The organism is Capnocytophaga endodontalis (assembly GCF_002209445.1).
GTDB classification, from domain to species: domain Bacteria; phylum Bacteroidota; class Bacteroidia; order Flavobacteriales; family Flavobacteriaceae; genus Capnocytophaga; species Capnocytophaga periodontitidis.
Genome location: NZ_CP022022.1, coordinates 1,877,115 through 1,890,333, shown reverse-complemented (window position 1 = coordinate 1,890,333; position 13,219 = coordinate 1,877,115). Strand labels below are relative to the sequence as shown.

General features: G+C 37.4%; 10 protein-coding genes. 6 read left to right on the top strand and 4 right to left on the bottom strand.

Going from position 1 to position 13,219, the window contains the following annotated elements; translation table 11 throughout:
* The first annotated feature begins 7 nt into the window (after positions 1 to 7).
* From CBG49_RS08460 to recQ, 3 genes are all read left to right on the top strand, one after another.
* Positions 8 to 622, top strand: a complete 615-nt coding sequence (locus CBG49_RS08460) for a master DNA invertase Mpi family serine-type recombinase (RefSeq protein ID WP_088594156.1) — start codon at positions 8 to 10, stop codon at positions 620 to 622.
* Between the two features lie 152 nt (positions 623 to 774).
* Positions 775 to 1,428, top strand: coding sequence for an SGNH/GDSL hydrolase family protein (locus CBG49_RS08455; protein WP_088594155.1), 654 nt, complete (start codon positions 775 to 777; stop codon positions 1,426 to 1,428).
* A 634-nt stretch (positions 1,429 to 2,062) separates the two neighbouring features.
* Positions 2,063 to 4,252, top strand: a complete 2,190-nt coding sequence (recQ, locus tag CBG49_RS08445) for a DNA helicase RecQ (RefSeq protein ID WP_088594153.1) — start codon at positions 2,063 to 2,065, stop codon at positions 4,250 to 4,252.
* A gap of 198 nt (positions 4,253 to 4,450) precedes the next feature.
* Here the strand turns inward: recQ and CBG49_RS08440 are convergent, their stop codons facing one another.
* Positions 4,451 to 5,623, bottom strand: coding sequence for an alanine dehydrogenase (locus CBG49_RS08440; RefSeq protein WP_088594152.1), 1,173 nt, complete (start codon positions 5,621 to 5,623; stop codon positions 4,451 to 4,453).
* Entirely contained in the window at positions 5,623 to 7,044 is a 1,422-nt protein-coding gene (gene dnaA, locus CBG49_RS08435; protein ID WP_002678805.1) for a chromosomal replication initiator protein DnaA, read from the bottom strand. The genes CBG49_RS08440 and dnaA overlap by 1 nt, the downstream gene beginning before the upstream one ends.
* 201 nt (positions 7,045 to 7,245) lie before the next feature.
* On the opposite strand from dnaA, the gene CBG49_RS08430 reads away from it, so the two are divergent.
* Complete coding sequence (locus CBG49_RS08430; protein WP_088594151.1) at positions 7,246 to 7,662, top strand: acyl-CoA thioesterase; 417 nt, start codon at positions 7,246 to 7,248, stop codon at positions 7,660 to 7,662.
* Between the two features lie 67 nt (positions 7,663 to 7,729).
* Here CBG49_RS08430 and CBG49_RS08425 read toward each other — a convergent pair whose 3' ends face one another.
* On the bottom strand, positions 7,730 to 8,557 hold the full coding sequence (locus CBG49_RS08425; RefSeq protein WP_009413640.1) for a purine-nucleoside phosphorylase: 828 nt from the start codon (positions 8,555 to 8,557) through the stop codon (positions 7,730 to 7,732).
* Positions 8,558 to 8,631: 74 nt separating this feature from the next.
* Positions 8,632 to 9,447: a M48 family metallopeptidase gene (locus CBG49_RS08420; protein WP_088594150.1), complete on the bottom strand. Its 816-nt coding sequence runs from the start codon at positions 9,445 to 9,447 to the stop codon at positions 8,632 to 8,634.
* 180 nt (positions 9,448 to 9,627) lie between these two features.
* Here CBG49_RS08420 and CBG49_RS08415 point away from each other — a divergent pair, with 180 nt between their 5' ends.
* Together CBG49_RS08415 and yidC are read left to right on the top strand one after the other, a co-directional pair.
* Positions 9,628 to 11,247, top strand: a complete 1,620-nt coding sequence (locus CBG49_RS08415) for a CTP synthase (protein ID WP_088594149.1) — start codon at positions 9,628 to 9,630, stop codon at positions 11,245 to 11,247.
* Between the two features lie 21 nt (positions 11,248 to 11,268).
* Positions 11,269 to 13,098 (top strand): membrane protein insertase YidC, encoded by a 1,830-nt coding sequence (yidC, locus tag CBG49_RS08410; RefSeq protein ID WP_088594148.1) that lies wholly within the window; start codon positions 11,269 to 11,271, stop codon positions 13,096 to 13,098.
* Positions 13,099 to 13,219: the final 121 nt, after the last annotated feature.

The window sequence follows — 13,219 nt, the reverse complement described above, 5'->3', positions numbered from 1 at the left end:
AATTTTTATGGTGTACGGATATATTAGGGTCAGCACAGACCGACAAACAGTAGAAAACCAACGTTTTGAGATTAAAAACTTTTGTAAGAAAGAAGCTCTAAAAGTAGATATTTGGATAGAAGAAACCATTAGTGGTACTAAAGATGTAGATAAGCGAAAATTGGGGGCTTTACTTGCTAAAATGCAAAAAGGAGATATTCTTATTTGTTCAGAGCTCTCCCGTTTAGGGCGTAATTTACTTATGATAATGGCAATCCTAAATGAATGTATGAAAAACGACATTCAAGTATGGACAATCAAAGATAATTACCGCTTAGGGAGTGATATTAGTAGTAAAGTATTAGCCTTTGCTTTTGGTTTATCCGCAGAAATTGAGCGAAACCTTATCAGTCAACGTACTAAAGAAGCCTTAGCACGCAAAAAGGCAGAAGGGGTATTTATAGGTCGCCCCAAAGGAAGTCTTTCAAAAAAAGTGAAGCTAACAGGAAATGAGGATAAAATACGGAAGTATATAAAGCAAGGTATGTCTCAGCGTGAAATTAGCTTAAAACTAAAAGTTTCTAAGGGTACAGTAAATCGTTTTATCAAAAGGGAAAAACTACATATTTACAAGAAAAATTAGCTTTGTCAAAAAGTATAGTACAGCAGGAGTACATCACCTTACAGTAAGTACTTTTGTAAAAGAACGGTTGTAGGTGTGGTACCTGCTTTATTAGGGGATATTTAACTTTTTATAATACATCTGCAACTCTTATCTAAACTCTTTACAAAGATATGAAACACTTTTTAATCACCCTTTTTGCAGTATTACTCACTCAACTTAGCGAGGCTCAAACTCAAAAATATTCAACTTTCTATGTACAACGAGCTAGTTTGTTCAGCAAACTGTCTATCACCCCTAAAGATATTGTCTTTATTGGCAATAGTATTACCAATGGTGCAGAATGGAATGAACTTTTCCCGCGAAAACGTGTAAAGAACAGAGGTATTAGCGGCGATACTTCCGAAGGAGTATACGACCGATTAGAGGCTATCGTAAAAGGTAAGCCTGCTAAAATATTTATCCTCATCGGGATTAATGATATTTCTCGTGGGATAGAGGTGGAAACTATTGTGCAGAATATGAAGCGAATTGTTGAGAAAATACAAAACGAATCTCCCAAAACAAAAATTTATATTCAAAGCATTCTACCTGTAAATCCCGATTTTGAAATGTTTAAAGGTCACCAGAAACCCCAACTCATTAAAGAAATCAACCAACATTACCAAAATATAGCCCAAGAGTATAAGGTAAATTATATTGATTTATATTCGCATTTCCTCGAAAAAGGAACCGATAAAATGAACAAGAACTACACCAATGACGGACTGCATTTGCTTGGCGAGGGATATTTATTGTGGAGTGAAATTATAAAACCATATCTTTAACAAACTCCATATCAACACAATAGAACGTCTATATTAAAAAATAATTTACATTTTCTGTTAAACTACTATTCGGCGTGAGTTCAATATAACAAAAACACTGATTTACAATTATATTCAACGTGAGTTCGATATATTCAACATAACAGAATATTGATTTACAGCACAGTATCACAATCTATTTACAAAATAATTCACCGTCAGGTAAAAATTCGTAAGATAATGTAAAGCAAAAAGTTTTTTACAGTCCTTATTTCGTGCAAATTCGTGTAATTCTTGGGAGATAAAAACTATACTTCTCCCATCACTCCCACCTCTCCCATTATTCCCACTGCTCCTACCAATCTCTTTTCCAGATTGTCCCCCTTCGGGGGATCGGGGGCTATCCCATACCTCCCACCACTCCCACCGCTCCCATTACTCCCACACCTCCCATCCCTGCCCATTCGGCTCGCACCTGCCCGTGCAACTTGTATTAAATCACAAGTTATCTCCTTTACAGATTGTCTCCCTTCAATGAAATTGGCGGGCAACACTTTTTTTATTAAAAATTTTTGTGGTTTAGAAAAATGTCGTATATTTGTAAAATATATCTGATGACAGAAAAACTCAACACTAAAACAGGAGAATATTTAATATGAAAATGACAAAAAATGATTTACACAATGCCCTGAAACACTACTTTGGGTTTGAAGCGTTCAAAGGGCATCAAGAAGAAATTATTACCAGCGTAATCAACAAAGAAAATACCTTTGTAATTATGCCCACAGGTGGTGGTAAATCATTGTGCTACCAATTGCCTGCCTTAGTTCTGGAGGGAACTGCTATTGTGATTTCCCCCCTTATCGCCTTGATGAAAAACCAAGTAGACGCGATGCGTGGTATTTCATCTACCGATAGTATTGCCCACGTACTCAACTCTTCTCTTACCAAAAACGAAATCCGCGAGGTAATGGAGGATATCAGCGCTGGCAAAACCAAATTGCTATATGTCGCCCCCGAGTCCCTCATCAAAGAGGAATATGCTAACTTTCTCAAAACCGTACCTATCTCCTTTGTCGCTGTAGATGAGGCGCATTGCATCTCTGAATGGGGACACGATTTCCGCCCTGAGTACCGCAATATCAAAACCATTATCGAGCGTCTGGGCAGCAATATCCCTATCGTCGCGCTTACAGCTACAGCTACCCCTAAAGTGCAAGAGGATATCCTCAAAAACTTGGGAATGCTCGAAGCCAATGTATTTAAATCATCATTCAACCGTCCTAATCTCTATTATGAAGTACGCCCTAAAACCAAAAACGTAGATGCCGATATCATCCGTTTTGTAAAACAAAACAGCAAAAAATCAGGAATTATATACTGTCTCAGCCGTAAAAAGGTAGAAGACCTTGCTCAAACCTTACAAGTAAATGGCATTTCTGCGGTACCTTACCACGCGGGATTAGATGCCAAAACACGCGCCAAACACCAAGATATGTTCTTGATGGAAGAGGTAGATGTGGTGGTAGCAACCATCGCCTTTGGTATGGGTATCGATAAACCCGATGTACGCTTTGTAATCCACCACGATATCCCAAAAAGTATTGAAAGTTACTATCAAGAAACAGGACGTGCTGGTCGTGATGGCGGTGAAGGGCATTGCTTGGCTTTCTATTCTTATAAAGATGTAGAGAAGCTCGAAAAATTTATGATAGGCAAGCCTATAGCCGAGCAGGAAATAGGACAAGCGCTCTTGCAGGACATCGTAGCTTACGCCGAAACTTCTAGTTCACGTCGTAAATTTATCTTGCATTACTTTGGCGAAGAGTTTGACGAGGTAAATGGTGAAGGTGCCAATATGGACGACAATGTGCGTTTTCCTAAAGAGAAGAAGGAAGCTAAAGATGATGTAGTAAAATTGCTCAACGTGATTATTGCTACCAAACAGAAGTTCAAAGCTAAAGAAATTGTAAATACACTTATCGGTAAAGTGAGCGCTCTTATCAAAGCGCATCGTATTGATGAACAAGACTTCTTTGGCATTGGTAAAGATAAAGACGATGCTTATTGGATGGCTCTCCTTCGTCAAGTAATGGTAAACGGACTCATACGCAAGGATATAGAAACTTACGGTGTAATGTTTATCACCGATAAAGGAAAGGAATTCTTAAAAGAAGTGCCTTCATTTATGATGACTGAAGACCACAGTTATGAAGAAGAACCGGAAGATATCAATAGTGCTAATGCAGTAGCCGCCGACCCTGTATTGTTGGATATGCTAAAAGATTTGCGCAAAAAGGTAGCCAAACAGAAAGGGGTACCTCCGTTTGTGGTATTCCAAGACCCTTCACTCGAAGATATGGCTCTCAAATACCCTATTACCATTCAGGAACTTACCAATGTACACGGGATTGGAGAAGGCAAAGCTAAAAAATACGGTAATGAGTTTGTGAAACTCATTGAGCGTTATGTAGAGGAAAATGATATTGTACGTGCTGAGGATTTAATAGTAAAAACTACAGGGTCTAACTCAGCTTTAAAATTGTTTATCATTCAGAATATAGACCGCAAATTGCCATTGCCTGATATTGCTCAAGCGAAAGGGTTGGAAATGGACGAGTTTCTCAAAGAAATGGAACAAATCGTATACAGTGGTACCAAGCTAAATATTGATTATTGGGTAAACGAAATCTTTGATGAAGAACAACAAGAAGAGCTTCACGAATACTTTATGGAAGCTGAAAGTGACAAAATATCTTTAGCATCTAAAGAATTTGCTGGTGAATACGAAGATGATGAACTAAGAATCTACCGATTGAAATTTATCAGTGAAGTAGCAAATTAACAGAAGTACACATAAAATAAAAAAAGAGAATTAGGCAAAAATGCTTAATTCTCTTTTTTATCGTTATACTTTGCCAAAGTTTCAGACTTTGGCAAAGTTGATTACTCTGATAATCAATCACTTTTAGAGTACGTTGTGTAGGGGCATTTTGCAAACGTCCCATAAATAAAACTTTTTGGACACCCTATTTTTTATATCTTATAAAAACAATAAATGTAGTGGTTTACAAGGCAATCCAAACCATTCTGAAACAGTACTATGGGTAAGGATTCCGTGGTAAGAATAAAGTCCGTTTCTAAAACCTTTATCTATTTGTAAGAGGTTTTCTACTCCTCCCTCCTCCCCTATTTTCAGCAGGTAAGGCAATAAAATATTACTCAACGACGTTGAAGCTGTACGGGCATAACGTGAAGAAAGGTTAGGCACCCCACAATGTACAACTTCGTATTTAGTAAAGGTGAGTTGTTCTAAAGTCGTAAGTCCGCTTGTTTCCACACAACCTCCATTGCCTATACTTGTATCTACAATCACAGCACCTCGTGGCATCTGTTGTACCATATCTTTTGTAACAATTATAGGTGAGCGATGAGTTCCTGTCATAGCACCTATAAGCACGTTACAACGCTTCAAAGATTCACGAAGTAATTGAGGTTGTAAGGTTGCGGTATATACTGAGGAAGGTAAATGTGTACGTAGTTCCCTTAAATCGGTAAGGGAAGAAGCAAATATCTTTACATTAGCACCTAATCCTAAGGCAGCTTTAGCAGCAGCTTCTGTGATATTATTAGCTCCCAAAAGTACCACCTCTATAGGAGGTACTCCTGTAATATTTCCAAATAGAAGTCGATTTTCTTCTGTGATGAGTTCTGAAGCGGTAAGTACAGCCGCTATACCCGTGAGCTCATCCACCGATTGTTGTATAGGATAGTTTTCAGCCTCATCTTTGATATATTCAAAAGCTAAAGCAGTAATTTGCTTTTGTGTAAGCATCTCAAAGTAGGCTATATCTTGTGTATTGAGTTGTAAAGCTGAAAGCAATACAGTTTGAGGATTGAAGTAAGCGAGTTCTTCAGTAGTAGGAGGCTCAACCTTCAGTACCATTGGACAAGCAAAAACTGCTTCAGTATCATACACAATTTCGGCACCTGCCTCGCTGTAATCAGCATCAGGAAAGTGAGCTTCTTCACCTGCCCCAGCCTCTACAAGAATTTGGTGACCATTAGTTACTAATACCGCCACTTCATCAGGCGTTAAGCAAATGCGTTTCTCTTGAAAAGTGCGTTCTTTAGGAAGTCCTATTTTCAACGATTGTTGCTCATTGCTCACCGCTAAGCATTCTTCTTGTGGTAATAGTTGAGATATGTTTTGCATCAGTCCGAGAATTTAGTTTCTAAATCACTCACATATTTCTTGAAAGCGCGATCAGTTTCTATTAAGTTTTCCACTGTTTTGCAAGCGTGTAACACCGTAGCGTGATCGCGTTGCCCTATCTGGCTTCCAATGGTAGAAAGTGAGTTTTTGGTGTATTTCTTCGAGAAAAACATTGCCAATTGTCGAGCTTGTACTACATTGCGTTTACGAGTTTTGGAATGTAGTGATTCGATATCTAAATTGAAGTAATCGGCAATAATTTGTTGAATGTGGTCAATAGTCAAATCGTTCTTATTATTTTTCACCGATTTATCGATAATGCTTTGTGCGAGTTCTATAGAATATTCTTTGCGATTAAACGCGGCTTGTGCAATCAATGAGTTGCTCACTCCTTCTAACTCACGTACATTCGTACGTATATTTTCAGCCAAATAAGCAATTATATCTTCTCCTATTTCGGCTCCATCATTATAGAATTTATTTTCTAAAATCTTGTAACGTGTTTCGTAGTCAGGAGTTTGTAATTCAGCCGAAAGCCCCCATTTAAAACGCGAAAGAAGACGTTGTTCTATATCGAATAAATCTACAGGAGCTTTATCTGAAGTAAGGATTACCTGCTTGCCGTTTTGGTGCAGGTGATTAAAGATATGAAAGAAAGCATCTTGAGTTTTCACCTTCCCCGAAAGGAATTGAATATCATCTACAATAAGTACATCGATGAGCTGATAGAAGTGAATGAAGTCGTTAAGGGTATTTTTATCCTTGTCTTTAGCTGTAGAAGCACTGATAAACTGTTGAGTAAACTTTTCAGCAGAAACGTAAAGTACTTTTTTCTTGGGGTATTTTTCTTTAATATCCACCCCTATAGCGTGAGCTAAGTGAGTTTTTCCTAAGCCTACTCCTCCAAAAATAAATAGTGGATTAAAAGCCGTTCCACCAGGTTTATTGGCTACTGCCATACCTGCAGAACGTGCCAAACGATTAGAAGCACCTTCTACAAAATTATCGAAGTTTTGATGTAAATTGAGTTGAGGATCAACAGTTATCTCACGAATCCCAGGTATTACAAAAGGATTTTTAAGCCCAGGGTCTTTGGTCTCAGTAGCTAAAGTCAAAGTCTGTTTTGCTAATTCCGGACGATTCGTACTTGGCAGTTGTTCTTTAGTAAGTGGATTATCAACAATATACACAAGGCGGGAGTTTACTCCCAAAGTAAATGTCATTGCCGATTTGAGAAGAGAAATAAAATTTTCTTCTAACCATTCATAAAAGAATCTACTTGGAACTTTGATTTTCAAAGCATTTCCTTCTAATTCAACAGGGACAATAGGAACAAACCAAGTATTAAATTGTTGCTCAGTGATGTTGTCTTTTATAAATTCAAGACACTTACTCCAAACTTTTTCAGCTGCTTCTTTCATTTTTTAGGGTGCTACTTTTTAGCTAAAAATTTGATTATTAGATTTTTTTACTAATTTTGCCGGTGATAAAACTGTTCTTTTTTCAGTCAGCAAAATTGTGAATAATTTTTGAATAAAAAAAATATTTAACATTTGTTTTTCTGAATTTATTTTATAAGGGAACGATGTTAATCTTTTGTTAATGTTTATATCTATCTAATTATGAAAGAATTATACTTCGATTATGTACTGCGTACTCGCTATGCAGAAACCGACCAAATGGGGGTGGTGTACTATGGTAATTATCCTCAATATCTCGAATTGGGAAGAGTAGAGTGGTTGCGCTCTATTGGTTTTACCTATAAAGCAATGGAAGAAGAAGGTGTTATGATGCCTGTGGTTTCTTTGCAAATTCAATATAAAAAACCAGCCCTATATGATGAGTTGATTACCATTCGCACCAAACTAAAAGAATTGCCTTCTACAAAAATTGAGTTTGATTATGAGATTCTTAATGAAAGAGGAGAGTTACTTTCCACAGCTAACACCATATTAGTATTTGTAGATGCAAAAACTTTTAGACCAGTGCGCTGTCCTGAAAAGGTATTAAAATTAATTGAAGAAAAGATGAGTAATTAGTCGCTAATAATGAATCGTTAGTCATTAGTATCTCACTACTAACGACTAACGACTAAAAAGCTAAAGACTATCTGTAGTTTTTAATGAGATTTTTCACTAAAAGAATTACATTAGGCATAGCTATATTTGCTGCGTTAAGTACTTCTTCGTGTGATACATCCGGTGAGATTTCTGGACCTCCTAAATCGGTGATTACTGAAAGGGCACACACCTCCATATTTTGATGACGTGCTACAATCACTTCAGGCACAGTACTCATCCCTACTGCATCACCTCCTAAAATACGCACCATACCATATTCGGCTGGCGTTTCAAACGAAGGTCCTTGCAACCCTACATACACGCCTTTTTGAAGTTTGATATTGTGCTCTTTAGCTATTTTTTCTAATTCAGCTATCATAGCGTGATTATAAGGTTTGCTCATATCAGGAAAACGCGCCCCAAACTGGTCTAAATTCTTACCACGCAAAGGGTGTTCTGGAAACATATTGATATGATCGCGAATCACCATTACATCTCCTATAGAAAAATTAGGATTCACTCCTCCCGAAGCATTAGAAACGATGAGACGCTTGATACCTAATTGTGCAAACACACGTATCGGAAAAGTTACCTCTTGCATTGTATAGCCTTCGTAATAGTGCACACGCCCTGCCATCATCAACACATAACGGTTCTCTATTTTGCCATAGATAAGTTTGCCTTTGTGTCCAGCTACAGTCGATTTAGGAAAGTTAGGAATATTGTTGTATTTAATTTCCGAAATCACTTCCACTTCATCTTCTAATTTGTGAAGTCCAGACCCTAAAATAATAGCAAACTCTGGAGTGTGTTCTGTAATGTACGACTGTATGATGCGAGCCGTCTCGTTAATTTTGTCGTAAATTTGTTGCATATTTCTTTATTTTTTTGTCGATTTTGTAGATTGTCTGCCTTTGGAGGAATGGGAACTATTGATAAATTTACTAATTATTGAAAATTAGTAACACCAAATTTAGCAGCTTCTGCTCTTGCTTTAGGCACTAAGGCGGTAAGATTTTTAATCCGTGAAGCATCAGAAGGGTGCGTACTAAGTAACGAACTGGTTGATTTACCTCCTTTTAATGCTGCCATACGTTTCCATAACTCAGGAGCTTCAGAAGGATCATAGCCCGCAATTGCCATAATTTGAATACCTATAGCATCAGCCTCTGTTTCATTGGAACGGCTGAAAGGCAACATCACTCCTAAATTAGAACCTAAGCCATAAGCCAGCATAAACTGGTCGGTATAAGCGGCATATTTGCTGCTTTGTAAAGCTATAGAACCTGCTATAGCTCCTATCTGCTGCAAGGTAGAGGCACTCATACGTTGTGCACCGTGATCAGCTAAAGCGTGTGCAACCTCGTGTCCCATAACCACAGCTAAACCTGCTTCGGTTTTTGTTACAGGTAAAATCCCTGTATAAACTACAATTTTGCCCCCTGGCATACACCAAGCGTTTACTTCAGGACTATCTACTAAGTTGTACTCCCAGCGATAATCATCTAAATAACCTTGATAACCATTGGTATCGAGCCATAATTTGGCTGCTTTGGCTATACGTTCGCCCACTCGCTTTACCATAGCAGCATCATTAGTGCCTTTCAACACCTTATTTGAATTTAAAAAGGTGGAATATTGACTAAATGCCATTGGAAAAACTTTGCTATTAGGCATAAAGTTAAGGGTACTCTTCCCTGTAAAAGGATTCGTTTTACAAGAAGAGATCATTAAAAGTAATGTGATTAAGATTAATTTCTTCATAAAAATTTATTTGAGGGCAAAGATAATAAATAATTAATAACTGACAATCATCAATTAACATTATTTAACAAATTGTAAATTATTCAATTCTCTATCCCTATCTCCTAATCCCTAATTTTTGTCCATTGTTACTTGTTAATTGTTAATTAATTCGTACCTTTGCGCGCAAATTAAATAGAAATGGCAAATACCAAATATATATTTGTAACTGGAGGGGTAACCTCTTCTTTGGGAAAAGGCATCATTGCAGCTTCACTTGCCAAACTCTTGCAAGCTCGTGGCTATAGGGTAACCATACAAAAGTTCGACCCTTATATCAATGTCGATCCTGGTACTCTCAACCCTTATGAACACGGCGAGTGCTTTGTAACTGAAGACGGAGCTGAAACTGACCTCGACTTAGGTCATTACGAACGGTTCCTAAACGTACACACCTCTCAAGCAAACAATGTAACTACTGGACGCGTTTACCAAAGTGTAATTGAAAAAGAACGCCGTGGTGAGTTCTTAGGAAAAACAGTACAAGTAATTCCTCACATTACCAACGAAATTAAAGAACGTATTCAGATACTTGGCAAAACGGGTGAGTATGATATTGTAATTACAGAAATTGGAGGCACAGTGGGTGATATAGAATCTTTGCCTTATATAGAGTCTGTACGTCAACTTTTATGGGATTTAGGAGAACATAATGGTATCGTGATACATCTCACTTTAGTACCTTATCTCGCAGCTGCAGGTGAACTCAAAACCAAACCTACGCAACACAGTGTAAAAACCTTGATGGAAAGCGGTATCCAAGCCGATATATTAGTTTGTCGTACTGAGCACGAACTCTCCGATGACCTTCGTTATAAGTTAGCGCTCTTCTGTAATGTAAAACGTGAGGCTGTAATCCAATCTATTGATGTACCTACAATCTACGATGTACCCAATGTAATGCTCTTAGAAGGCTTGGATAAAGTAGCTCTCAAGAAATTAGATCTTCCTTGTAAAAACGAACCCGACCTCACCCAATGGAACACTTTTTTGCAACGTTACAAGAATCCTAAACACCGCATAAAAGTAGGTTTAGTAGGTAAATATGTAGAATTACAAGATGCTTATAAATCTATTTTAGAAGCTTTTATACACGCTGGAGCTGCTAACGAAGTGCGTGTAGATGTAGAGAGTATTCATTCCGAACATCTCAACGAAGAGAATATTGAAGCTAAATTAGGTCATTTAGATGCTGTACTCGTCGCTCCCGGTTTTGGCGGTCGTGGTATTGAAGGTAAAATAAAAGCTATTGAGTATGTACGCAAGCATAACATTCCTTTCTTGGGTATTTGTCTTGGAATGCAAATGGCAGTCATTGAATTTGCACGCCACGTAGCAGGACTTAAAGACGCCAACTCTACCGAAATGAACGAACAAACGCCTTACCCTGTGATTAGTTTGATGGAAAATCAGAAGGAGATTACTCATAAAGGTGGTACTATGCGCTTGGGCGCTTGGGATTGTGAACTCACCAAAGGTAGCAAGATATACGAAGCCTATGGTAAAAAAGATATTTCTGAACGCCACCGTCACCGCTATGAATTTAATAACGACTACAAAGAACAACTTGAGAAAGCTGGCTTACAATGCACTGGTATCAATCCTGATACAGGTTTAGTGGAGGTAGTAGAATTACCTAATCATCCTTGGTTTGTAGGGGTACAATACCACCCTGAATACAAAAGTACTGTTGCCAATCCTCACCCACTATTTGTGGCTTTTGTAAAAGCTGCTTTGAACAATAAACTAAAAAAGAACTAAACAACAGATAAAAACAATTATATGGACGAAAGAAAATTCGATGTAAAGAGTATTATAGGTTTTGCCTTAATTTTTGTACTCTTAATGTGGTTTATGAACAATAATAAACCTTCTCAAGAAGAATTAGCCAAGCACAAAGCTCAACAAGAACAACAAGCTAATAAAACTGCTGCCAATACTCAAAATAACGCTTCTACTGTTCAACCTACTGATTTAGGAAACTTTGCCTATTCAACTACCTTACCATCAGCTAAAAATGAGGTAACTGTATTAGAAAATAAAGACCTTAAACTTACTATCAGTAACCGCGGTGGACAGCCTAAAGAAGTGTTGCTCAAAGAATTCAAAACTTATGATGCTTTGCCCGTTTATTTAGTAAAAGATTGGAATGCTACTTTTAGTCTTAACTTTACTACTGCTCAGGACAAAAAATTAAACACCAAAGATTTGTATTTTGAGCCTACCCTAAGTGAAAACAATGGTAGCCAAGTGCTTTCTATGAAGCTTAAAACTTCCGAAAATACTTATTTGGAATATGTATACACCTTGCCTAAAGAGGGATATATGCTCGACTTAGTAGTGCGTTCTCAAGGTTTAGCTGGAGCTGTAAACACTTCTAAACCTATGAGCATCGATTGGAAATTGCAAGCTCGCCGTATGGAGAAAAGTGTAACCTATGAAAACCGTTACACTCAAGCTGCTATACAATATGAAGGTGACCGTATCAATCGTATGAGCCAAGCTGGTAACGACGAACAAAAAGAGGAAAAAGTAAGTTGGGTAGCTTATAAACAACACTTGTTTACTTCAGTTCTTATCTCCGACAATCCGTTTGAGAAAGGTGATTTCGTTTCTCACAATATTGCTATGAACGAAGGAAAAGAAGTGAAATACACTAAAAACTTTCTTACTTCTTTACCTATAAAAGCTAAAAGTGGAGAATTGAGTGAATCACTGCACTTCTATTTCGGTCCTAGTGATTACAACGTTCTCAAACAATATAACGATAAATACGAACTTACTGAACTCATTCCATTAGGTTGGGGTATCTTCGGTTGGTTGAACAAATGGTTATTCATTCCTCTTTACAATTTCCTTGCTGATTATTTTTCTGTAGGATTAGTAATTATATTGATGACCTTTATCGTGCGTATATTGCTATCGCCTATCGTTTATAAATCGTATGTTTCTCAAGCTAAAATGAAGGTATTACGCCCTGAGATTGACGAAATCAATAAAAAATACGACGAACCTATGAAACGCCAACAAGAAACTATGGCTCTGTATAGCAAAGCAGGAGTAAATCCACTCAGTGGTTGTATCCCAGCTCTTTTACAATTGCCTGTGTTCTTAGCGCTCTTTAACTTCTTCCCTACCGAATTTGGATTGAGACAAAAAAGTTTCTTATGGGCTCACGATTTGTCATCTTACGATGCTATTTTCGAACTTCCTTTCTCTATACCTTTCTATGGTAGTCACGTGAGTTTATTCCCTTTGTTAGCTTCTATTGCTATATTAGTTTATTCATTGATGACTATGGCTCAAACTGTACAGCCTCAACAACCTGGTATGCCTAATATGAAGTTCCTCATCTATCTATCTCCTATAATGATGTTGTTCTTCTTCAACAACTACGCCAGCGGACTCAGTTTGTACTACTTTATATCTAACTTATTGACTATAGGAATTATGTTAGCTATCAAGTATTGGATTATAGACGAGAAGAAGATTCACGCTCAAATACAAGAAAATAAGAAAAAACCTAAAAAAGAAAGTAAATTCCAAGCTAAAATGCGTGAGATGATGGAACAAGCTGAAGCACAACGCAAAGCTCAACAAAATAAACGTTAGTCTATAGATTAACAACTAAAAAACAAATACACTTTGCCAAAGTTCTCTATTGCTATTGCACTACGATCTTTGGCAAAGTTTTTATATAAAACTATATAATGGCATAGTTTTTGCTGCTAAT

What these genes read in the sequence shown, in the direction of transcription:
- CBG49_RS08430 (WP_088594151.1), top strand. Translation starts at nt 7,246, where the DNA reads ATGAAAGAATTATACTTCGATTATGTACTGCGTACTCGCTATGCAGAA.
- dnaA (WP_002678805.1), bottom strand. Translation starts at nt 7,044, where the DNA reads ATGAAAGAAGCAGCTGAAAAAGTTTGGAGTAAGTGTCTTGAATTTATA.
- yidC (WP_088594148.1), top strand. Translation starts at nt 11,269, where the DNA reads ATGGACGAAAGAAAATTCGATGTAAAGAGTATTATAGGTTTTGCCTTA.
- CBG49_RS08440 (WP_088594152.1), bottom strand. Translation starts at nt 5,623, where the DNA reads ATGCAAAACATATCTCAACTATTACCACAAGAAGAATGCTTAGCGGTG.
- CBG49_RS08415 (WP_088594149.1), top strand. Translation starts at nt 9,628, where the DNA reads ATGGCAAATACCAAATATATATTTGTAACTGGAGGGGTAACCTCTTCT.
- CBG49_RS08420 (WP_088594150.1), bottom strand. Translation starts at nt 9,447, where the DNA reads ATGAAGAAATTAATCTTAATCACATTACTTTTAATGATCTCTTCTTGT.
- CBG49_RS08460 (WP_088594156.1), top strand. Translation starts at nt 8, where the DNA reads ATGGTGTACGGATATATTAGGGTCAGCACAGACCGACAAACAGTAGAA.
- CBG49_RS08425 (WP_009413640.1), bottom strand. Translation starts at nt 8,557, where the DNA reads ATGCAACAAATTTACGACAAAATTAACGAGACGGCTCGCATCATACAG.
- CBG49_RS08455 (WP_088594155.1), top strand. Translation starts at nt 775, where the DNA reads ATGAAACACTTTTTAATCACCCTTTTTGCAGTATTACTCACTCAACTT.
- recQ (WP_088594153.1), top strand. Translation starts at nt 2,063, where the DNA reads ATGAAAATGACAAAAAATGATTTACACAATGCCCTGAAACACTACTTT.